Origin of the sequence: Aeromonas sp. Y289-2, assembly GCF_027705925.1 — a bacterium.
In the GTDB taxonomy this organism is placed as follows: Bacteria; Pseudomonadota; Gammaproteobacteria; order Enterobacterales; family Aeromonadaceae; genus Aeromonas; species Aeromonas veronii.
Genome location: NZ_JAPDCH010000008.1, coordinates 179,931 through 200,784 on the forward strand (window position 1 = coordinate 179,931; position 20,854 = coordinate 200,784).

At 60.8% G+C, this 20,854-nt stretch carries 18 protein-coding genes and 1 pseudogene; 6 read left to right on the forward strand and 13 right to left on the reverse strand.

From position 1 onward, the window contains the following. Positions 1 to 76: 76 nt before the first annotated feature. Positions 77 to 2,254 (reverse strand): catalase/peroxidase HPI, encoded by a 2,178-nt coding sequence (gene katG / locus OKC43_RS13815; protein WP_236271735.1) that lies wholly within the window; start codon positions 2,252 to 2,254, stop codon positions 77 to 79. Positions 2,255 to 2,399: 145 nt separating this feature from the next. Then, on the reverse strand, positions 2,400 to 4,103 hold the full coding sequence (sgrR, locus tag OKC43_RS13820) for an HTH-type transcriptional regulator SgrR (RefSeq protein ID WP_201907731.1): 1,704 nt from the start codon (positions 4,101 to 4,103) through the stop codon (positions 2,400 to 2,402). Between the two features lie 100 nt (positions 4,104 to 4,203). Between sgrR and OKC43_RS13825 the strand changes: the two genes are divergently transcribed. The 3 genes from OKC43_RS13825 (at position 4,204) to OKC43_RS13835 (ending at position 6,531) form a co-directional block, all read left to right on the forward strand. Next, positions 4,204 to 4,380 carry a hypothetical protein gene (locus OKC43_RS13825; RefSeq protein WP_005355239.1) on the forward strand — a complete coding sequence of 59 codons (177 nt, stop codon included), beginning with the start codon at positions 4,204 to 4,206 and terminating at the stop codon, positions 4,378 to 4,380. A gap of 150 nt (positions 4,381 to 4,530) precedes the next feature. Then, the gene (locus OKC43_RS13830; RefSeq protein WP_236271734.1) at positions 4,531 to 5,799 is read left to right on the forward strand and encodes an O-acetylhomoserine aminocarboxypropyltransferase/cysteine synthase family protein; all 1,269 of its coding nucleotides are present in this window, start codon (positions 4,531 to 4,533) and stop codon (positions 5,797 to 5,799) included. A 105-nt stretch (positions 5,800 to 5,904) separates the two neighbouring features. Next, positions 5,905 to 6,531 (forward strand): glutathione S-transferase family protein, encoded by a 627-nt coding sequence (locus OKC43_RS13835; protein ID WP_202005052.1) that lies wholly within the window; start codon positions 5,905 to 5,907, stop codon positions 6,529 to 6,531. Between the two features lie 65 nt (positions 6,532 to 6,596). Here the strand turns inward: OKC43_RS13835 and OKC43_RS13840 are convergent, their stop codons facing one another. After that, the gene (locus OKC43_RS13840; protein WP_236271733.1) at positions 6,597 to 7,496 is read right to left on the reverse strand and encodes a DMT family transporter; all 900 of its coding nucleotides are present in this window, start codon (positions 7,494 to 7,496) and stop codon (positions 6,597 to 6,599) included. 137 nt (positions 7,497 to 7,633) lie between these two features. Continuing rightward, positions 7,634 to 8,074: a DUF2214 family protein gene (locus tag OKC43_RS13845; RefSeq protein WP_216950004.1), complete on the reverse strand. Its 441-nt coding sequence runs from the start codon at positions 8,072 to 8,074 to the stop codon at positions 7,634 to 7,636. Positions 8,075 to 8,157: 83 nt separating this feature from the next. Here OKC43_RS13845 and OKC43_RS13850 point away from each other — a divergent pair, with 83 nt between their 5' ends. Next, entirely contained in the window at positions 8,158 to 9,792 is a 1,635-nt protein-coding gene (locus OKC43_RS13850; RefSeq protein ID WP_236271732.1) for a sensor domain-containing diguanylate cyclase, read from the forward strand. A 115-nt stretch (positions 9,793 to 9,907) separates the two neighbouring features. Here OKC43_RS13850 and OKC43_RS13855 read toward each other — a convergent pair whose 3' ends face one another. The 6 genes from OKC43_RS13855 to OKC43_RS13880 are packed head-to-tail and all read right to left on the reverse strand — an operon-like array spanning position 9,908 to position 15,172. Continuing rightward, positions 9,908 to 10,561: an HAD family hydrolase gene (locus OKC43_RS13855; protein WP_201943813.1), complete on the reverse strand. Its 654-nt coding sequence runs from the start codon at positions 10,559 to 10,561 to the stop codon at positions 9,908 to 9,910. Positions 10,562 to 10,600: 39 nt separating this feature from the next. Beyond that, the gene (locus OKC43_RS13860; protein ID WP_236271731.1) at positions 10,601 to 11,608 is read right to left on the reverse strand and encodes an ABC transporter ATP-binding protein; all 1,008 of its coding nucleotides are present in this window, start codon (positions 11,606 to 11,608) and stop codon (positions 10,601 to 10,603) included. 6 nt (positions 11,609 to 11,614) lie between these two features. Next, positions 11,615 to 12,391 (reverse strand): ABC transporter permease, encoded by a 777-nt coding sequence (locus tag OKC43_RS13865; protein ID WP_100652380.1) that lies wholly within the window; start codon positions 12,389 to 12,391, stop codon positions 11,615 to 11,617. Beyond that, entirely contained in the window at positions 12,384 to 13,283 is a 900-nt protein-coding gene (locus OKC43_RS13870; protein ID WP_236271730.1) for an ABC transporter permease, read from the reverse strand. Before OKC43_RS13870 ends, OKC43_RS13865 begins: the two co-directional genes overlap by 8 nt. After that, on the reverse strand, positions 13,283 to 14,116 hold the full coding sequence (locus tag OKC43_RS13875) for an alkaline phosphatase family protein (protein ID WP_019445456.1): 834 nt from the start codon (positions 14,114 to 14,116) through the stop codon (positions 13,283 to 13,285). The genes OKC43_RS13870 and OKC43_RS13875 overlap by 1 nt, the downstream gene beginning before the upstream one ends. A gap of 9 nt (positions 14,117 to 14,125) precedes the next feature. After that, positions 14,126 to 15,172, reverse strand: coding sequence for an ABC transporter substrate-binding protein (locus OKC43_RS13880; RefSeq protein ID WP_236271800.1), 1,047 nt, complete (start codon positions 15,170 to 15,172; stop codon positions 14,126 to 14,128). 279 nt (positions 15,173 to 15,451) lie between these two features. On the opposite strand from OKC43_RS13880, the gene OKC43_RS13885 reads away from it, so the two are divergent. Continuing rightward, the gene (locus tag OKC43_RS13885; protein WP_236271799.1) at positions 15,452 to 16,216 is read left to right on the forward strand and encodes a UTRA domain-containing protein; all 765 of its coding nucleotides are present in this window, start codon (positions 15,452 to 15,454) and stop codon (positions 16,214 to 16,216) included. Between the two features lie 40 nt (positions 16,217 to 16,256). Here OKC43_RS13885 and OKC43_RS13890 read toward each other — a convergent pair whose 3' ends face one another. After that, complete coding sequence (locus OKC43_RS13890; protein ID WP_005336490.1) at positions 16,257 to 17,021, reverse strand: helix-turn-helix domain-containing protein; 765 nt, start codon at positions 17,019 to 17,021, stop codon at positions 16,257 to 16,259. 1,275 nt (positions 17,022 to 18,296) lie between these two features. On the opposite strand from OKC43_RS13890, the gene OKC43_RS13895 reads away from it, so the two are divergent. Continuing rightward, on the forward strand, positions 18,297 to 18,923 hold the full coding sequence (locus OKC43_RS13895) for a porin family protein (protein WP_236271729.1): 627 nt from the start codon (positions 18,297 to 18,299) through the stop codon (positions 18,921 to 18,923). A gap of 85 nt (positions 18,924 to 19,008) precedes the next feature. Here OKC43_RS13895 and OKC43_RS13900 read toward each other — a convergent pair whose 3' ends face one another. Together OKC43_RS13900 and OKC43_RS13905 are read right to left on the reverse strand one after the other, a co-directional pair. Further along, positions 19,009 to 20,007 carry a sensor domain-containing diguanylate cyclase gene (locus tag OKC43_RS13900; protein WP_058057085.1) on the reverse strand — a complete coding sequence of 333 codons (999 nt, stop codon included), beginning with the start codon at positions 20,005 to 20,007 and terminating at the stop codon, positions 19,009 to 19,011. Between the two features lie 556 nt (positions 20,008 to 20,563). After that, positions 20,564 to 20,854: pseudogene (locus OKC43_RS13905) on the reverse strand (hypothetical protein); the annotation flags it as partial.

Here is a 20,854-nt window from a genome sequence, read left to right on the forward strand (position 1 = left end):
CAGAAAAGCGGGCAGTAAAAAGCCCCGCACATCTTGGGTGTGCGGGGCTGGTGCAGATAACCAAACGGCTCGGGGGCTAGCCCAACAGATCGAAGCGATCCGCATTCATCACCTTGTTCCAGGCGGTGATGAAGTCACAGACAAACTTCTCCTTGTTGTCATCCTGGGCATAGACCTCGGCATAGGCGCGCAGCACCGAGTTGGAGCCGAACACCAGATCCACCCGGGTAGCCGTCCACTTCAGGGCGCCGCTGCGGCGATCGCGGATCTCGTAGAGATTGCTCGCTTTCGGCAGCCACTGGTAGTCCATGTCGGTCAGGTTGACGAAGAAGTCGTTGCTGAGTACCCCGACCCGATCGGTAAAGACCCCGTGCCCGGTACCGCCGTGGTTGGTGCCGAGCACCCGCATCCCACCGACCAGCGCCGTCATCTCGCAGGCGGTAAGCCCCATCAACTGGGCGCGATCCAGCAGCAACTCCTCCGCCGTCACCACATAGTCCTGCTTGAGCCAGTTGCGGAAGCCGTCGGCCAGCGGTTCCAGCACCTCGAACGAGGCCACATCGGTCTGAGCCTGAGTGGCATCCCCCCGGCCCGGCGCAAACGGCACGCTCACCGTCACCCCGGCGGCCTGGGCAGCCTGCTCGATGGCGAGGTTGCCCCCCAGCACGATGAGATCCGCGACGCTGACGCCACACTCGGTCGCCAGCTTGTCATAGACCGCCAGCACCTTCGCCAGCCGCGCCGGTTCATTGCCCGGCCAATCCTTCTGCGGCGCCAGCCGGATGCGGGCGCCGTTGGCACCGCCCCGCTTGTCGGAGCCACGGAAGGTACGGGCACTATCCCAGGCGGTACTCACACGCTCGTTGATGGAGAGGCCGCTGGCGGCAATCCTGGCCTTGACTGCCGCCACGTCATAATCGGCACGTCCGGCTGGCACCGGATCCTGCCAGATCAGATCTTCTGTCGGCACATAGGGGCCGACATAGCGGCTCTTCGGCCCCATATCCCTATGGGTCAGCTTGAACCAGGCGCGGGCGAAGGCGTCGGAGAAGGCCGCCGGATCATCGCGGAAGCGCTCGGCAATCTTGCGATACTCGGGGTCGAATTTGAGCGCCATGTCGGCATCCGTCATCATGGGTTTGCAGCGGATCGACGGGTCCTCCACATCCACCGGCATATCCTCTTCGGCGATATTGATCGGTTCCCACTGATGGGCCCCCGCCGGAGATTTTTGCAACCACCAGTCGTACTTGAACAGCAGCTCGAAGTAGCCGTTGTCCCATTGGGTCGGGTGGGTGGTCCAGGCCCCTTCGATGCCGCTGGTCACAGTGTTGCGGCCGATGCCGCGGCTGTGGTGATTGATCCAGCCCAGCCCCTGCTCCTCGAGGCTGGCCCCTTCCGGCTCGGGCCCGAGCTGTTTGGCATCGCCGTTGCCGTGAGCCTTGCCGACAGTGTGGCCACCGGCGGTCAACGCCACCGTCTCTTCGTCATCCATCGCCATGCGGGCGAAGGTGACCCGCATATCTTGCGCGGTTTTCAGCGGATCGGGCTGGCCATCCACCCCTTCCGGGTTGACGTAGATAAGCCCCATCATCACCGCCGCCAGCGGGTTTTCCAGATCCCGCTCGCCGGAGTAACGACCGCCCGGCTTGCCGCTGGGCGCCAGCCATTCCTTCTCCGATCCCCAGTAGATATCCTTCTCCGGATGCCAGATATCCTCGCGGCCAAAGGCGAAGCCGAAGGTCTTGAGCCCCATGGACTCATAGGTCACGGTGCCCGCAAGAATGATCAGATCGGCCCAGCTGATCTTGTTGCCGTATTTCTTCTTGATGGGCCATAGCAGGCGACGGGCCTTGTCGAGGTTGGCGTTATCCGGCCAGGAGTTGAGAGGGGCGAAACGCTGGTTGCCGCTGCCACCGCCGCCGCGACCATCGGCGATGCGGTAAGTCCCGGCCGAGTGCCAGGCCATGCGGATCATCAGGCCGCCGTAGTGGCCCCAGTCGGCGGGCCACCACTCCTGACTGTCGGTCATCAGGGCGGTCACATCCTGCTTGAGGGCCGCCATATCGAGCCCCTTCAAGGCTTCCCGATAGTTGAAACCGGCCCCCAGCGGATTGGTCTTGGTATCGTGTTGGTGAAGAATGTCGAGGTTGAGGCTCTTCGGCCACCACTCCATTCTGGACGTCTCGACGGAGGTGGTTCCCCCGTGCATGACCGGGCATTTTCCTGCGGAACTGTCTGAATTGTTGCTCATCGTTTTCCTCATTTGCTCTGCTGTCCATAACCTGAAACAGCATGGCACAGAGGCGTGACACAAACTGTGCAGCAGCGGCCGATTTACGGATCTTTCACGCAAGCGGCCACGGAGCGCCCGTCAGCCGCGACAGAAATTGGACGAACTATGGCGCCTCTGCGGGCTGATGGGGCGGCTCGGGCCGCAGCCAGGCGCTGCGAAAATCGAACCAGCCGAGCGCTGTCATCCGCACCCCGTGCACGCCGACCCGGCTCTCCAGCTCCAGCCAGTGGTGAAACAGCGGCACAAACCAGCTCTGCTGCTGCACAGTTGCCAGCAGGGCGCGGGGACCAGGCTCCTCACCGCTGGCGCGCCACTGCATCAACCCTTGCCACAACTCATGCTGACTGCTCCACACCTTGCGCAGCAACGGGGTGCCCTGCAACCAGGCGTAGGGGGCAAAGGGGCCGGCATGTTCGAGGTTGAGGGTGCCGAGCCAGAGATCCACGTCTTCATCCTCGCCACTCACCCAGCGACCGTAATCGAGGGTGCGCACCTCCAGCCTGATCCCCTGTTCGGCCAGCAGGCTGCTCATGGCGTTGGCACACTCGTTGAACTCCAGATGCTGGTTGAAGCAGGCAAGCACCAAGGTCGTCGGCAACTGCGCCGGTGTGGGCAAGGGCGCGGGTAGCGCTTCGCGCCAGTGGGGCAGCAGGCCGAGGGCGCTGGTCCAGCCCCGTTGCAACTCGGGGGCGACCCGCCCCATCAGAGCCACCGGATTGAGCAACTGGCCGAGCCACTGCCGCAGGGCGGGATCCTGCAAGGATCCGGAACGATCGTCCTGCAGCAGGAAGTAGCAGCCCGACTCCAGCTCCGATTCGCCGCGCATGGTACCGAGCTCAGGGCTGTCGCGCCCCAGCTGCAGGTGGGTCTCCAGTCGCTCCGCCAGCTCCGGCAGCATCCAGATATCGATCTCGTCGAGCAGGGCGCGCAGGCCGAAGTAGTCATCGAATGCCGCAAGGCAAAGATGCAGGGGATCGTTGGCAGCCACCCGGTAAGGGCCGGTGCCCACCGGTTGCAGGGCAAAGCCCGCCTCCCCCTTGAGCTCCCGCGGCAATATGGTCGCCACCGGCTCCGCCAGCAGATTGGGCAGCCAGGGATCCGGGCTGTCGAGATAGAGATCCAGCGTGCGCGGCCAGGGGCTCTCCAGCCGATCCAGATGGGCGAACAGCGGGCGATCCCGCAGGGCCAGCAGACTCTCCATCACATCTTCCACCACCAGCTCGCGGCCGTGGTGAAAGCGCACCGCCGGACGCAGGTAGAAGCGCCAGTGGCAGGGGCCCAGACACTCCCAGTGGTGGGCGAGATCCCCTTCGATTTCCCCATTTTCCTCATTTCGCCGGGTCAGGCCGTTGAAGATCTGGCGGCTCAGGTGGATTTCGGAGCGGCGCATCGGGCCGGTGGGCAGCAACTGCGGCAGCGGCCGGTAGTAGGGCACCCGCAGGATCTGGCGCCCCTCGCGGGTGGCCTGACCGAGCTGTTCGATCAGCAACGGAGTGAGCAGATCGAGGCGATCTTCGGCCAGCCGTACCGCCTGCGCCAGCTGGCCCTGACTGAGCAGATCCCGCAAGCGGCGCCGGGTCAGGCTCTCCTGACTGTCGAGCAGGGTGAGCCGGGAGCGCCGCCCCCGCCCCGCTTCCGCCGACCAGCTGAGCCAGCCCTGATCCTGCATCCGCCGCAGCAGCAGGCGGGCGTTGCGCGGGGTGCAGCAGAGCAGATCCGCCACCTCGGCGAGGCTGATCTCCCGCTCGTCGCTGCCAAGCAGCTGGGCGAGTCGTTGAAATTGCTGGTAAAGGCGACCGGTCGGCATAAAAGAGGAAATCCTGTTGCTGTAAGTCATCAGTTTTTACTTCCGCATTTTAGCTCAATACTGCTGATGAACGTGAGAACCACAGCAGAGGAGCACCATCATGAGCCACGCCAATCCCATCAAACCGAACCGGATCCAGCAGACCTTGCGCCGTTACTTCAAGCGGATCCTGCCACGCCCCTTGCCGCTCATCGAGGATCCCATGCAGCAGCTCAACCGCCTGATGCAGTGGGATATGAACCAGATCGATGACAAGGAGTATCGCCGTCGTCTCTGAGTGCGGGCCATGCCAACCACTCGGGACACGCATCCCCTGCGGGCGACATTGCTTTGCCGGATCTTGCTGTTTACATCGGCCACGGGCCTGATAGATTGGACGTCTATCCATCTATAACTGCGACAAGCAACATCCAACAAGGAGTGTGTGATGAAAGATGCGACCCTGGCCCTGCACCACGGCTTTTCCAGCGACCCCACCACCAAGGCGGTCGCCGTGCCCATCTACCAGACGGTGGCCTACGAGTTCGAGAGCGCCCAGCACGGGGCGGATCTGTTCAATCTGGCGGTGCCGGGCAACATCTACACCCGCATCATGAACCCCACCAACGATGTGCTGGAGCAGCGGATGGCCGCGCTGGAAGGGGGGATCGCCGCGCTGGTGGTCTCGGCAGGTTCCGCCGCCATCACCTACGCCATTCAGGCGCTGACCGCCGCCGGTGACAACATTGTCTCCACACCCCAGCTCTATGGTGGCACCTACACCTTGTTCGCCCACATGCTGCCAAGCTTCGGGGTCGAGGTACGCTTCGCCAAAGATGACAGCGCCGAGGCCATCGCCGCCCTTATCGACGACAAGACCAAGGCGGTCTACTGCGAGAGCATCGGCAACCCGGCGGGCAACATCGTCGATCTGGCCGCCTTCGCCAAGGTGGCCCACGCCTGTGGCGTGCCGCTCATCGTCGACAACACGGTCGCCACCCCGGTGCTCTGCAAGCCCATCGAACATGGCGCCGATATCGTGGTGCACAGCCTGACCAAATATGTCGGCGGCCACGGCAACTCGCTGGGCGGCGTCATCGTCGACTCGGGCAAGTTCCCCTGGGCGGATCACGCCGAGCGCTTCCCCCAGCTGACCAAACCCGAACCCTCCTACCACGGGGTGGTCTACACCGAGGCCTTTGGCCCGGCTGCCTTTATCGGGCGGGTGCGCACCGTGCCGCTGCGCAATACCGGCGCGGCGCTGGCGCCGATGAACGCCTTCCTGCTGCTGCAGGGGCTGGAGACCCTGAGCCTGCGCATGGAGCGCCACGTCGACAACGCCCTGCGGGTTGCCAATCACCTCAAGCATCACCCCAAGGTGGCCTGGGTCAGCTATGCCGGTCTGCCGGGCCACCCGCACTATCTGCTGGCAGAGAAGTACATGGCCGGTCGCCCCTCGGCCATCCTCTCGTTCGGTCTGAAGGATGGTTATGAAGCGGGCGTGCGTTTCTACGATGCGCTGAAGATCTTCAAGCGGCTGGTCAATATCGGCGACGCCAAGTCGCTGGCCTGCCACCCGGCCTCCACCACCCATCGCCAGTTGAGCGAAGAAGAGCAGGCCAAGGCTGGGGTGAAACCCGAGATGATCCGGCTGTCGGTCGGGATCGAGGCGATCGAGGACATTCTGGCGGATCTGGATCAGGCGTTGGATGCCTGAGTCAGTCAGCAAGGGAGCGGGCATCAGCCCGCTCTTTTTTACTGCCGGTGAACCGTCCCCCTCGCCCGTTCGTACACACTTTCCCGCCACCGAATCGAGGTCGTTATGATAGTCCTGCACCACCTGAACAAATCCCGCTCCCAACGCATCATCTGGCTGCTCGAAGAGCTGGGCCAGCCCTATGAGATCAAGGCGTATCAGCGCGATGCCGCCACCTTTCTGGCGCCGCCCGAGCTCAAGGCCATCCACCCTCTCGGCAAGTCGCCAGTCATCGAGTTCGACGGCCGGGTGCTGGCGGAATCGGGCGCCATCACCGAGTACCTGATCGCCCGCTATGCTGCCGATCGGCTGGCACCGGCACCAGATAGCCCGGAGTATCCCGAATATCTGCAGTGGCTTCACTTTGCCGAGAGTTCCGGCATTCTGCCGCTGCTGCTCGACATGTTCGTGCGCAAGGATGGCAGCCCGATGCGCTTCCTGCCGGACTACGCCAAGGCGGAGTGTGCCAAGGTGCTGGGCTACCTCAATGAGGTACTGGCGAATCGCCACTATCTGGTGGGGGATCGCCTCTCCGGCGCCGACATCATGAACTCCTTCCTAGTGGATCTGCTGGCGCAAAGCGGCCAGCTAGCCCACTTCCCGCATCTGCAAGCCTATTGGCAGCGCCTCAATACCCATCCGGCCCGTCAGAAGGCCATGGAGCTGGAGCGCGAGCTGGATCAGCGCCCCTGATCCGAACAGCCACCATGCAAAACGCCCCGACAGTCGGGGCGTTTTTGTTATGCTGCGAGCGCGGTTTACTTGGTCACAGGCACCTTGTCCCGGCGCGACTTCCACCACCAGCGCAGCCGGATTTGAGAGATAAGCATCCCCGCCAGCATCAGGGCACAACCGGCAATGGCGCGCTCATCCAGCGTCTCACCCAACAGCAACACGCCCCCCACGGCGGCAAAGACGGTCTCCAGACTGAGGATGATGGCGGCGTGGGCCGGATGAGCACCCCGCTGCCCTACCACCTGCAGGGTATAACCCACCCCGACCGACACCAGCCCGGCATAGAGCAGCGCCTGCCAACCGGCCACTGCGCCGCTAACAGTCGGGGTTTCGATGACAAAGGCGGTGGCGAGGCTAAGCAGGCCGCAGACCACGAACTGCACTCCAGCCAGCTTGATGGGAGCAACCCGGTTGGAGTAGTGATCCACCAGCAGCAGGTGAACGGCCCAGAAGAGGGCGCCGACCACCTGCAGCAGATCGCCAAAGCCGATGGTGAACTCGTCGGTGACGCTCAGTACATAGAGACCGGCCAGCGCGATGATGGCGCCGATCCAGGTATTGAGCCCGCTCTTGTGGCGCAGCAGCAGCCCCAGTACCGGCACCAGAATGATGTAGAGCCCGGTGATGAAACCGGCCTTGGCGGCGGTGGTATAGAGCAGCCCCACCTGCTGCAGGGAGGCGGCACAGAACAGCACCAGCCCGGCCAGCACACCACCGATCAGCAGCTGGCGATGGTCGCCCGCGACGGCAACAGGTTGTCGGGATTTGAGCCACCAGAGCAGCGGCAGCAGGGAGAGGGCACCGAGCAGAAAGCGCAGGCCATTGAAGGTATAGGGCCCCATGTGATCCATCCCGAGGCGCTGGGCGACAAAGCCCATACCCCAGATGGTGGCAGCCATCAGCAACATCAGATTGGAGCGCATGGCGATTCTTCCTTAAATCGGCGCGTGACGGGTTATCCGATCCAAGATACCCGCCTCCCTATCCTCTTGTCTCCACTCTTTGTCTTCGCTCTCGCTCTCCATGCTCTGCATCGCACTGCTTTTGAGCACAGCGAGTGTTACAGCAGCGAGGGCTTGGTGAACACGGCCAACAGGGCAATCAGTAGCAGATTGCCCCGCAGGATCCACACCACCCGGAAGTGCTGCTGAATGGAGATCATCGGCGCCTTGCCCAGACGCAGGGCACGACGCCAGCGATAGAAGAGGCGGCTGGGATAAACGAGGGAGCCGACAATCAGCAGAAACAGCCCCATCTTGAGGCTGTGGGCAGGATGGACAAAGATCTCTGCCACCGAGCTGGCATGTTCGAGGGCCAGCAGACACCCGGTCGCAAAGATGGAGAAGAGCGCCAGCGCTGCCACCCCATCTGCCAGCAGCAGGCGGCGCACTCGCAGCATGTTCAGGCCGCGCCGAAAGATCAGATACTCGACACAGAGGGCAAGGATTAGCACCGCTATGCTGCCATAATGAATCATTGAGAGCAGAGTGTGGTTCAGCATCGGAAACATCTCATTTGCTGCCTTTAGACGAGCCGCACAGCATCATATATGCTGGTGCCACCCGAGACGAAAAGGATCTGTTCATGTCCCCCGCCAAGCCCAAGAACACTTGGTCTTTGATCACCCGCATGCGGCTGGGCCTCCTCTTGCTCTTTATCCCTGTGTTGCTGCTCGGCAGCATCTACTACCTGCATATGGAGCGCACCCTGCGCCACGAGCAGCAACAATATCTGATTGCTCGTAACACCCAGTATTTCCATACCCTGATCGAACCCTATCTGGCGACCCTCAAACGCCAGTTTACGCTCATTTATCAGCAGGTAAATTATCGGGATTTCAGCGGCCCGGAGATCCGCAACGGCGAGCGCTACCTGCAACAGTGGCAGGCCTACCACAAGGTGATGGAACTCGATTACGTCTACGTGGGCACCGAGCATCGCAAGATGCTGATCCACCCCTCCTGGCAGGCTGACGAGAAGTTCGATCCCAGAACCCGCCCCTGGTATCTGCTGGCATCCAGCCATCCCGGACAGATTGTCTGGACTGATCCTTATTACGACTACACCTTGGGCACTCTCACCATGGCGCTGGCCCGGGTGATTGAAGATCCTGACGGCAAGCGGGTTGGCGTACTCTCGTTGGATACCCAGCTCACCCCCCTCGCCAGCTGGCTAAACAGTCGGCATGATCAGAGTCACCATTTGGGCAATGGCTATCAGATCCTGCTCAACCATGACGGACTGGTGCTGGCCCATCCGGATCGTGAACGGGTATTCAAACCCCTCGCTCACCCCGACTGGCTGGCCCGGATGCAACTGCCGCAGGGCTTTTTCCTCGATGATGCCAGCGGCATGATGGTCTCCTACTACCGCATCCCCGAGCAGCGCTGGATCCTGCTCAGCGTCGAGCCGACTGCCAGCATGCAGCAGGTGATCGACAGCGTCTCCATCAACGTGCAGCTGATGATTGCCGTCGCCTGCATTCTCTATCTGCTGCTGGCCCTGCTCTGGTCCCGCTACTTCCGCCGGATGCTGGGGGAGATCACCCTGCTGATCCGCGCCAGCCGCTCCGGCGGTATCGCCTACAACGGCCGCCGCATGCTGGAGCTGGCCAAGGTCTATGAAGAGATGGATGCAGCCAGCCAGGACTTTGCCCAGATCCGCCTGCAAGCCCATCAGGACAAGCTCACCGGGCTCTACAACCGCCGCTTCTTCGACGAGTGCCTGCAGAAGCAGCTCAACAGTGGCGCCCCCTTCGGGGTGGTGATGTTCGATCTGGATGATTTCAAGCGAGTCAACGATACCCATGGCCATCAGGCAGGGGATGTGGTGCTCAAGCGGGTGAGCAAGCTGGGCATGAATCTGTTCCACGAGTGGGGCTGGTTCTGCCGCTATGGCGGCGAGGAGCTGGTGCTGATCTTCCGTTACGGCGAAGAGCAGCCGATGCTCCCCTCCCTGCTGGAAGCGTTCCGGCTCGGGGTGGAGCAGCTGGAGTGGCGCGAACCCGACCTCACCATCACCATCAGTGGCGGGGTGGCCTTCAGCCGCTCCGGGCTCTCGGCCAAAGAGCTGGTGGAGCTGGCCGACAAGGGGGTCTATCAGGCCAAGCGGGAGGGGAAAAACCGTATCTGCTTCCCGCTGCGCCACGCCCCTCACCAGAGTGCCGAGGAGGACATTCCCGCCTTTGGCGAGCCCCGGCAACAAACCAACGAGGGGTAGCCACCGCAGCCAACATCAACCACAACGCCGTCAGCAAAAACAAAGAGAGAGGCTCCAGCCTCTCTCTTTGTTTTTCGTGCTTCTTGCCGCACGTTAAGCCTGTGTGGCGCGCGACTCAGCGCTGCCACTCCCACACCGGCCAGCCCAGCTCCTCGGCCTGCAGGCGCAGCGCGGGGGCCGGATTGACCGCATGGGGATGGCTCACCGCCCGCAGCATCGGCAGATCGTTGTGGGAATCGCTGTAGCCAAAGCTCCCCTGCCAGAGATGGTCCCTGCCTGCAAACAGCTGGTTGATGCGGGCCACCTTACCCTCGCGAAAGCTGAGGGTGCCGCGGGTCTGGCCGGTCAGCATCCCCTCCTCCTCATCGAGCAGAATGGCGACGCAGTGATCCATCCCCAGCATCTTCGCCATGGGGGCCACCAGATGCTCGCCGGAGGCGGAGATGAGCACCAGATCGTCGCCCCGCTCCCGATGCCATTCGATACGCGCCAACCCCTCGGGGTAGAGGCGCTCGCGCAGCACCTGCTCGGCAAAGCGGGTAGAGAGCGAGTCGAGCCACTGGCGCGTCTTGCCCGCCAGCGGTTGCAGGGTGAAGGCCATGTACTGGTGCATATCCATCTTGCCCTGATGGTAGAGGGACATCATGGCCTGCTCCTCCGCGATCATGCTGGCAGGAGCCAGCTCCTCGGCCACCATGTACTCCAGCCAGAGGCTGGCGGAATCCCCCGCAATCAGGGTCTCGTCCAGATCAAACAGTGCCAGTGCCATGAGGGCTCCTTGCGGTAACAACGAAAATGAAACGAGGCGTCATGCTACCTCACAGAGTTGATCCCGGGCCACCGCCAGGGTCACGGCACTCCCCGCGGCCAGCAGATCACCAGCCGAACGGTTGAGGCAATCCACCGTCAACAGCCCCGCCTCGCACTCCACCTGATAGCGGATGACGTTGCCGAGCAGCTGTTGCTGACGAACGATGCCGGGCAGGCTGGGTTCGCTGCTGGTCGCCCCGGCGGGCAGCAGGGTAATGGACTCAGGCCGCAGCGCCAACTTGCCCTGAAAACGGGGGCCGAACAGCGACTTGCCCTGCTCGGCGCCAAGCAGGTTGTAGTTGCCGATAAAGCCTGCCACAAACTCGCTGGCGGGACGGGTATAGATCTGCTCCGGCGTGCCGCTCTGGACGATAGATCCCTTGTTCATCAGGAAGATCCGATCCGACATGGTGAGCGCCTCCTCCTGATCGTGAGTCACGAAGATGGTGGTGAGCTCAAGGCGCTGCTGGATCTCGCGGATCTGCTGGCGCAGGCTGCGGCGGATGCGGGCATCCAGCGCCGAGAGCGGCTCGTCCAGCAGCAGGATCCGCGGCTGCACCACCAAAGCCCGGGCCAGTGCCACCCGCTGGCGCTGACCGCCGGAGAGCTCGGCCGGATAGCGGCGCTCGAAACCGGTCAGCTCCACCAGCGCCAATGCCTCCTGCACGCTGGCCGCCAGCTCCCGCCCCGGCTGGGGTTTCATCTTGAGACCGAAGGCGACGTTGTCCCACACCGTCATGTTGGGGAAGAGCGCATAACTCTGGAACACCATGCCGATGCCCCGCTTCTGGGGCTCCTGCCAGGTGATATCTTCACCGGCCACCCGCACCTGACCGCCATCCACCGGAGTGAGCCCGGCCAGCGCCCGCAGCAGGGTGGATTTGCCGCAGCCGGAGGGGCCGAGCAGGGTCACCAGCTCCCCCTTGCGAATGCCGAATTCGATCCCCTCGAACACTCTGGTATCGCCGTAGGATTTGTGCAGTTGATTCACTTCTAGATGGAACATGTTGATTCACCGATGAAATCTGTTGGCCGCCCAGGTGAGCAGCAGGGTCAGCAGGAAGTAGCTCATCACCAGCGCACTGGTGAAGTGGCCAGAAGTGGCGCGCATGTTGTAGAGGTAGACCTGCAGGGTCTCGTAACGAGTGCCAACCAGCATGTTGGCAAACACGAACTCGCCGAGCAGGAAGGAGAGCGAGAGAAACAGCGCCGCCAGCAGCCCCTTGCGCAGGCAGGGGATCACCACCAACAGGAAGGCGCGCCGACTACTGGCCCCCAGCAGATGGGCGGCATCCATCAAATCCCTGAGCGGTACCCCTTGCAGGCTGTTGGCCAGTGCCCGGTACATGAAAGGGAGCACCACGGTGAACCAGGTGCCGATCAGGATCCACGGTGTGCCGATAATGGGCAGGACACCATCGGCGTAGATCTGCAGCAGCCCCACTGACGAGACCACAGGTGGCACCGCGAAGGGGAGCAGGATCAGCAGGTTCATCCAGGGATCCAGCTTTGGGAAGTAGTAGGCCACCACCAGTACGGTCGGTACCAGCACCACGGTGCCCAGCAGCAGGGTGGCGAAGCAGACCAGGAGGCTGCGGCCAAATGCAGCCAGAAAACGCGGGTCGCCCCACAGCTTGAGATACCAGTCGAGGGTGAAGCCGTCCGGCAGCAGGGTCGCCCCCCAGCGGGTGGAGATGGAGTAGAGAAAGGTGGCCAGCAGCGGCAGCAGCAGGGTGGCGACCAGCCCACCCAGCACCCACTTGGGCCAGCGCGGCGTCAAATCATGCATGGGATTGCCCCTTGTTCACATAGCTCTTTTTCAGCAGCCACTGGTTGGCGGCCGTCACCACACCCAGCAGCACCATCAGGATCACCGCCAGCGCCGCCGCCATATTGGGCTCGAGGAAGATATCGCCGGAGACCAGACTGGCCACCCGGATGGTCACCAGATTGAAGTTGCCGGTGGTGAGGGCGTAGGCAGAGGCATAGGCCCCTACCGCGTTGGCAAACAGGATGATAAGGGTGCCAAGCAGCGCAGGCGTCAGCACCGGCAGCGCCACGTGCCAGACATACTGCCCCTTGCTCGCGCCGAGCAGCGCGGCCGCTTGCGGCCACTCATCCTGCAGCGCATCGAAGGCCGGATAGAGCAGCAGCAGGGCCAGCGGGATCTGGAAATAGGTGTAGATGAGAATAAGGCCCGACCCCGAGTAGAGGTTGAAGCCGTCGATCAATCCCCAGGATTTCAGCAGCAGGGTCACCGCACCATTGATGCCGAGAATGATGATGAAGGCGAATGCCAGCGGCACCCCGCTGAAGTTGCCGGTCATGGTGATGAAAGCCAGCAGCAGCCGCTTGACTCGCTCGCCGCTGTGGCGCAGCGCCGCCGCCCCGAGAGTGCCGATGGCAAGCCCCGCCAGACTGGCGATACCGGCGATGCGCAGCGAGTTGCCGAACGATTGCAGGTAGAAGGGGGAGCTCAAAATCTCCCGGTAGTAGTCGATGCCCCAGCCATCGGGGGTCTGAAAGCTGCCCACCAGCACCCACACCATGGGGGCAAGCTGGAACAGGATCATCAAGAGGATAAACGGCAGCAATACCAGTGCGGGCAGCCAGTGGCGGCGCACCCGGAGCTTGGTGGCTACGGGTTGATCCACGAGGATCTCGGTGGTGGCAGGAATCATCAGTGCACCTCGCGCATAAAGGCGGCCTTGAGCAGCGGTGGCGCTGCCGGCTTGTCGTGGGGGATGCCCAGCAGATCGGCCATCAGGGCGCAGAGCTGGGTCTGGGCGATCACCACCCCATCCGGCCAGCGCTCGATAAAGGCATCGCCAAACAGCCAGAGTGGCACGGTGCGCTCTTCCGGCAGGGTGCCGCCGTGGCTCAGGTCGTTGTTCATGCCGTGATCCGAGGTGACTACCACCTGATACCCCTCCGCCAGCCACTGGGGCAACAGATCGGCCAGCAAGCTGTCCATGCGGCGCGCCTGATTGCGGTACTGGCGGGAATCGAGGCCAAACTTGTGGCCCGCATCGTCCACCCCCATCGGGTGGATCAGCAGAAAATCGGGGTCATATTGGGTTCTGAGCCATTCCCCATCCATCAGCAGATGGCTGTCGGGGTAGTTGTCATCCCAATAGAAGCAGCCGTGCTGAATGGGCAACTGCTCGTCGTGAGTAAAGCGATCGCGGGCAGCCAGCCAGGGGCTGCGGTTGTAGAGTTCGCTCACCCAATGGTAAGCCGCCGCTGCGGTGCGTTTGCCCGCGGCGCGGGCCAGATGGAAGATGGAGTCATGCAGACTGAGGCGACTCACCCCGTTGTGGGTGATGCCGCTCACCACCGGCGGCACGCCGGTCAGGATGCACTCGTAGAGAGGTCGGGAGAGAGACGGCAGGGCAGCATTCAGGGTCGTATGCAGGCCCCGCCCCGCCTCCACCATGCCACCGAGGTAGCCCATGGTGTGGGCTACCTCGGCTGCCAGACCATCCACAAGTACCACTATCACCTTGTGTTGCACTGGATTCCCTTACTGCATGTTGATCATGACTGTTTCTTGCCACTGGCGCGGCAGGGCTTTGGAGCTCTGCTCCCAGGCGGCGTGATCCTGCACCGGCTTGGCATTGGCGTACTGCTCGGCGGGCAGCAGCTTGGCCTTCACGTCATCTGGCAGGGTCACGTTGCTGCGGATCGGGCGGGCGTAGCCGCGGGCCAGATTGATTTGACCGGCATCGGAGAGGATGTATTCACGGGCCAGTTTGGCGGCGTTGGGGTTCTTGGCCCACTTGTTGATGATGGTGGTGTAACCGGCGATGACGGAGCCGTCACTCGGGATCACCACATCAAACTTCTTGGGGTCGATCTGGTCGCGGTAGTTGAGGGCGTTGAAGTCCCACAGCACACCCACTTCCACCTCGCCCTTCTCGATGTTGGCGATGGTGGGATCGTTCAGGGAGAGACGACCCTGCTGGGCCAGCTTGCCGAACAACTCCAGGGCGGGCTTGAGATTCTTCTCGCTGCCGCCGGTGGCATAGGCCGCCGCCAGCACGCCGTTGTTGGCCTGGGAGGCTACGCCCACATCACCCAGGGTCACCTTGTAGTCGCCACCCAGCAGGGATTGCCAGCTGGTGGGAGCGGCCTTGACCAGATCCTTGTTGATCAGGAAGGCAATGGTGCCGGTATAGGCCAGCATCCAGTGACCGTCCGCATCCTTGGCCCAGTTGGGAATATCAGCCCAGGTGGAGGGTTTGTAGGGCTGGGTGACCCCCTGCTTGACCGCAACCGGACCGAAGGCGCCTCCCACATCGCCGATATCGGCGGTGGCATTGGCCTTCTCGGCGGCGAACTTGGCGATCTCCTGCGCCGAGCTCATGTCGGTATCCTGATGCTTGATGCCGTAGATGCTGCCCAGCTGCTGCCAGGTATCCTTCCAGTTGGCCCAGCTGTCGGGCATGCCGATGCTGTGGAGCTGGCCTTCACCGCGGGCGGCCTTTTCGAGATCCGCGATATTCTCGGCTGCAAAAAGTGGTTGGCTGACGGCCACCAGGGCCAGTGCACTTGCGATCACGCTTTTCATCATCCCATCCCTCTGGACTAGGTCAGTTAAGGTTCGAGAGGGATGCTAGAGGGGAATTGTGACGGTGGCGGGGCGCTTTAATGGCAGTTTGATGACAATCACCCTGTCATGGCGCTGTCATCCACAGCGGTTACAACTCTGAACCCGAGTGAGGCTGGACTATTCCAGCAAGGGATTGGCCAGCCATCCGCCTTCTGAATAAGCAACAGGGACAAGCGTGTGACCGAGCCGAGATTGAGCGAGCAGAGAGTGAACGAACAGAGAGTGAACGAACAGAGCATGGCCGATGGCCGCGTCTCCTCCAAGTGCGAACAGATTTGCCAGACCCTGCGCCGCTATATCGGCAGCGGCCAGCTGGCGGCAGGGCAGCAGCTGCCCGCCGAACGGGCCCTGAGCGAGCGCTTCGCCACCACCCGCATCACCATCAAGGAGGCGCTCTCCAGCCTCGAAGCGGACGGCCTTATCTACCGTGCCGAACGGCGCGGCTGGTTTGTGGCACCACCCCGCCTCACCTACGATCCCGCCATCCACACCCACTTTCACCAGTGGATCGGCGAGCAGCAACGCACCGCCGAAACCCGGGTGCTGGCCCACGGCAGCGAGCTTGCCAGCAGCGAGCTGTGCCGCTGGATGGGGTTGGAACCCTTCACCCCACTTTATGAAATCCGCCGCCAGCGGCTGATCGACGGCCGCCCGGTGCTTCATGTCAGCCACCACCTGCTGGCGAGCCGCTTTCCCGATATCGCCAGCGCGCCGCTGGCCAGCTCCCTCACCGAGCTCTATCAGCAGCGCTATGGCATAGGCCAAGGCGGGGCGAGTCTCGAGATCACCCCCTCGGCGGCGCGCGGCGCCATCGCCCGCGCCCTCAATCTGGCGGAGGGGAGCGCCGTGCTACGGCTGGTGCGGGTCAACTATGACGAGCGGGGCGCTCTGGTGGATTGCGATATCGAGCACTGGCGGCCGGATGCCATCCGCATCTGTCTGGATACGCGAGCATTGCAGCCGCTCGCAGGCAAGCTGCAACAAACCCGGGTCGCCGATTAGACTCCAGCCAACAGAGTGGATCCCGCAGGATCCGCAGGGATCAGTTGTCGATATTGGGGATCATGTCGTCGAAGCTCTGGTAGCCGCAGTCAGCCAGTTGCAGCGACATGGTGTAGGTCTTGGCGTGCTCCTGCTGGCCGATGGCGGGGCGGTTGAGCTTGATCTCCTGATGCCAGTACTCCTTCATCCGGTCGATCAGCGCCATCGCCTCTCCCTCGTTGAGGTGCAGCTGGCAGAGCGCCATATAGTTGTTCGACTTGTGCATGTTCTCCACCAGATACTCCCCCAGCACCGACATTGCCTGCCGTGCCTGCTGACGGGCGAAACGGCTGTGCTGCTCGAAGCTGATCCGCTCGCTGATGAGGAAGTGGTAACTGTTGTCGATACCGAGCTGCAAAATGCCGAGCTTCTCCAGCTTGCGCAGATAGAGGTAGCAGGAGGCATCGGTCAGGCCGTACTCCCGCTTGAGATCGATCAGCGTCTTGTCGCGCCAGAAGATATTGGCGAGAAAGGCGTAGAGCCCCGGCTCGTTGTGAAACGCCTCGTCCTGCTCCTGGGTAAAGACGGCGCGGCGGCTCTGGGCGTCCTGAGTGCGATCCAGCAACTCCTCGAACGAGAGCCCCACCAGATGGCAGATCTCCAGCAGGGTATCGAACGGCAGCGAGGGCTTGTTCATCATCCGTTTCACGGTCGCGATGGAGACACCCATGGCTTCTGCCAGGGTCTGATAGCGGATCCCCTTGTCGGTCAGGGTCTTCTTCAGGGTGTCGAGAATATTGTTGGCCAGGGTCTGGCTGTAGGTCATGCCACTCTTCCTTGTTATCGCACTTTCATTGCATGGTTATGCCGAGTCAGCTTCTGACCTGTTTTTACCTTCAAGGCTCAGATATTGACACCGAAAAAACAGCCTAGAGAAAAAATCGCCTATAACGCCCATCAGGACAGACCAGTTGAACGATGAGGTCGCAAAATCTGACACCAGACAGTGCATATCTTTCAACCCGCAAACATTTTGCTAGTGCTGCATAGAACATCGCGCATAATCGAAACGTATCGAATTCAAGACCCTTCCTGGTTGAGAAATCGATTGTTTGCTTCCAAATTTTTATCTTTTAAACCGTAAGGTTTTTTCTCTTTCCTGGCATTGGGCGGCGCTGATAGCACCGCCCTTTTCTTTTCCCTGAATTCGCAGGTCAGGTCAAGGGCCCCGGCAAGGGGAAGTGTGACAGGCCACCCGCCGCCCACTGATGCACCAGCCACCACGACCTCTCTGGCAAGGTATTCTAAACGGTCGTCAATACCGTGTTATTGCCATTCAATATATTTAAATGGCTTGATTGGGAAGCTTCTAAAATATAAAAACGAATATAATAAAGTTATTTAAACCTCCAAAAACCTATCTTTTAAATGGCTTGTATATATAAGCAAACAAAATTAATCAGGCCGCACGACCCATATCTGCTTATCGCGCCTCATGCCCACCCCAACAACTGCGGCCGGGTGAAGAGAAAAGCCACCCATAAGAACCCACCCACTCATCTGGTGGGCAACATAGCCCACGCAAAAACAGCCTCAAAAGACCACCAAAACCCTCGATGGGAACAATCCCAAACCTCAAAAAGAGCAAAAAACAGGCAAAAAGATAGATTTTCTTCTCACGGTTTCACCTTGTGATGCGTTCAAAAAATCATCGAAAAGAGCTTGGCGCCTGTGAGTGACATCTGAGATGCCAATTTTTAGACAACTCATCACGGCTACGCTCGAATGAAAATTTAATGCCGATATAAATCAATCACATAGAACCAAAACCGAACTCTCAGCCTGTCATTTGCCTCACCAGTTAATTATTTAAACCTCAATAAAGCTAAAACTCTAATAACACCATTTATTAAACAAAATGCCCCTGCTTGCAGCCAGTCATATTTAGAAGAATGGGGAAATCACTCTCTTGTTATTCAGAAATGTGCTGACTATACTGCGGCCCCTCTGTGAAAGCAGAGCAATGACGGAAATATAAAAAGCTTCATGGATTGAGCAATATAAATCACACGCAGTTCACGCAACACAAGGTTATTTATCCATGAACAAGTTTAATAAAATTGCCGCTTTCTCCCTGCTTGCTCTGGCCATGAATGGCGGCGCCCATGCCGAAGGCTGGTATGCAGGTCTGGATCTGACCACCTCCAAGATGGATCTCGATGGTGCTGCCAAAGACGCCTATGACGCCAAAGTGATCGACGACCAGCTCGACGGCGGCAGCCTGATCGTGGGTTACAGCTTCAAACCCTGGCTGGCGGTCGAAGGTGGCTTGCACGCCCAACAGATGGATCAGCTGGTCTGGGTGACCTCCCCGATTGCAAGCGGCTTTGCCGACACCACCATCGAAACCCGCAGCATCAGCCTGGCCGCCAAGCTGAGCCAGCCGCTGGCCTGGGGCTTCAGCGCCTATGCCAAACCGGGTATCGCCTACACTCGCACCGAAGTGGAAGTTGTGGGCAACGCCACTCTCCTCGGTTTCAGCGGTCAGGGAAGCAAGAGCGCAACCAAGAGCAAGGTACACCCCAATCTGGAAGTAGGTCTGGACTACGCCTTCAACGACCACTTCTCTGCCGGTATCGGTTACGAGCGCCAGTTCGACGCCCTGAGCCTGGGTGACGAGCACTACTCTCTGGATACCTTCAAGCTGGGTCTGCGCTACCACTTCTAAGTCGCGCCGCGTCAGTAACAATACAAAAGGGCCGCAGGTTTCAAACCTGCGGCCCTTTTTACTGCTCTTCTTTCCGTACCCCGCGTTAGCAGATCTGGTCTTTACCCAGCTGCTTGGCCTGATAGAGCGCCCGATCGGCGCGCACCATCAGGCTCTCCTTCTGCTCATCCTGCTGATACTCCGCCAACCCGAAGCTCATGGTAGCGGGCGCATGGGGGCAGATGGGCTCGCTCGCCATCAATGCCTGAAACTTGCTCGCCACCACCAACGCATCCTCGCGGCCGGTGTTGGGCAACAACACCATAAACTCGTCACCGCCCCAGCGGGCAAGCAGATCGATCTCGCGGATATGGCGGCGCACCAGCGCCACTATGTTGATCAGGGTCTGATCCCCGGCGTTGTGGCCATAGCTGTCGTTGATCTGCTTGAAGTTGTCCACATCCATGGCGATCACCGTAAACGGCTGATGGAAGCGCCGCGCCCGCTCGCACTCCAGCTGCAACGCCCGCTCCAGCCGATAGCGACTGGCGGCGCCAGTCAGGGCATCGGTCTCTGCCAGCAGACGGTTCTCCTCGGCTTTCTGTTGCAGCGCCTCGTTGAGTCGCACCAGCTCGGCGGTGCGCTCGGCAACCTGCTGCTCCAGCGACTGATTGCGCCGCTCCAGCTGCTCCAGTAACAACTTGCTGGCGTGGATATCGCGATGGGCGCCGATCATCCGCGCCACAGACCCGTCGGGATTGCGCTCAATGATGCGGCCACAATCCTCAATCCAGAGGTAACTGCCATCACGGCAGCGGCAACGGTACTCGGCACGATACTCATGGGCGCTGCCGCTCAGGCAGAGATCGAACTTCGCCATCACAGCCGCCAGATCGTCGGGGTGGATCACGTTCTCCCAGGTGAAGACGGTATTGCCGAGGGAGTGAGGCTCGTAGCCCAGCATCCGGTACCAGCCCGGGTTGCGATAGACAAAACCGGTATTGGCATGCCAATCCCAGATGCCATCGCTGGTCACCTCCAGAATGCCATGCACCACGGCCTCGCTGACATCCGAGATCCTGATCGTGTCACTGTCCTGCACCATAGCAGTTATCCTTGTTCTTCCGCCCCGCGCCACCACGGGGAACCGCACTGTTGTCATGAGGCGCTACCTTGGCATATTGCAACAGATCTGTCAGCCAGAACCCCACCGTACCGCCGTTTCCCCGGTTATCGGCCACTCACGGCGCAGGCTGAGTCAGGGTGGCCATAAGTGTGGCTCAAGCGCGCCCCATTTACCGGATTTAACTCACGATTCAGTCATTTGGGGGATGGGATAATCGGGCGGCGCAAGAGGGGGGTGATCAAGTGCAGCATATTGTGCCAACCCGCTCCCCTCACCCTCTCCCAAAGGGAGAGGGGATAAAGCGGCACCGGAAATATGATCGCCAGCCACGTAGGTTCGATTAGCGAAGCGTAATCGGACAGCGGTAACGGCATTGCTCCCGTCTCCCATTGATTAAAAAAGGAGGAAAAGGGTCGGGGATAAGGGGAAAGAAAAAGAGATTTCGCGGTAAACGTTGGGCTTCGCTACGCTCAGCCACAACCTACATAATCGGTAGGTTGGTGCTGAGTCTGAGAAGCCCAACATACGAGATATGCTAAGCCTTAGGAAGAAAATGCTCTTTCAATATTTTCAAAGCTGCATCATCAGAACTTGCCACATTCCTTATTTCATTCGGACCAAAAACCAAAAGATTAAATTTCTTTATATTTGCTTCTTTAGTCCTTTCAATACGGGCAATTGACTCATCAGACAGACGTCCAGTTGTCCACAGCTCGAAATTAGGAATGCCACCATTTTTGTTCGTTATTTGGTAATCCCCCCATTTTTTGGAGCACTCAAAAGTAGAGGTCATGCGGCCTGTGCCAAGCGCTGTTTCGGCGTGTAG

Coding starts and splice junctions, on each gene's coding strand:
- OKC43_RS13845 (WP_216950004.1), bottom strand. CDS start 8,074: ATGCTGAACCACACTCTGCTCTCAATGATTCATTATGGCAGCATAGCG.
- OKC43_RS13900 (WP_058057085.1), bottom strand. CDS start 20,007: ATGGTGCAGGACAGTGACACGATCAGGATCTCGGATGTCAGCGAGGCC.
- OKC43_RS13890 (WP_005336490.1), bottom strand. CDS start 17,021: ATGACCTACAGCCAGACCCTGGCCAACAATATTCTCGACACCCTGAAG.
- OKC43_RS13835 (WP_202005052.1), top strand. CDS start 5,905: ATGATAGTCCTGCACCACCTGAACAAATCCCGCTCCCAACGCATCATC.
- OKC43_RS13870 (WP_236271730.1), bottom strand. CDS start 13,283: ATGATTCCTGCCACCACCGAGATCCTCGTGGATCAACCCGTAGCCACC.
- OKC43_RS13860 (WP_236271731.1), bottom strand. CDS start 11,608: ATGTTCCATCTAGAAGTGAATCAACTGCACAAATCCTACGGCGATACC.
- OKC43_RS13865 (WP_100652380.1), bottom strand. CDS start 12,391: ATGCATGATTTGACGCCGCGCTGGCCCAAGTGGGTGCTGGGTGGGCTG.
- OKC43_RS13830 (WP_236271734.1), top strand. CDS start 4,531: ATGAAAGATGCGACCCTGGCCCTGCACCACGGCTTTTCCAGCGACCCC.
- OKC43_RS13840 (WP_236271733.1), bottom strand. CDS start 7,496: ATGCGCTCCAATCTGATGTTGCTGATGGCTGCCACCATCTGGGGTATG.
- OKC43_RS13855 (WP_201943813.1), bottom strand. CDS start 10,561: ATGGCACTGGCACTGTTTGATCTGGACGAGACCCTGATTGCGGGGGAT.
- OKC43_RS13895 (WP_236271729.1), top strand. CDS start 18,297: ATGAACAAGTTTAATAAAATTGCCGCTTTCTCCCTGCTTGCTCTGGCC.
- OKC43_RS13850 (WP_236271732.1), top strand. CDS start 8,158: ATGTCCCCCGCCAAGCCCAAGAACACTTGGTCTTTGATCACCCGCATG.
- OKC43_RS13825 (WP_005355239.1), top strand. CDS start 4,204: ATGAGCCACGCCAATCCCATCAAACCGAACCGGATCCAGCAGACCTTG.
- sgrR (WP_201907731.1), bottom strand. CDS start 4,103: ATGCCGACCGGTCGCCTTTACCAGCAATTTCAACGACTCGCCCAGCTG.
- OKC43_RS13885 (WP_236271799.1), top strand. CDS start 15,452: ATGGCCGATGGCCGCGTCTCCTCCAAGTGCGAACAGATTTGCCAGACC.
- OKC43_RS13880 (WP_236271800.1), bottom strand. CDS start 15,172: ATGAAAAGCGTGATCGCAAGTGCACTGGCCCTGGTGGCCGTCAGCCAA.
- katG (WP_236271735.1), bottom strand. CDS start 2,254: ATGAGCAACAATTCAGACAGTTCCGCAGGAAAATGCCCGGTCATGCAC.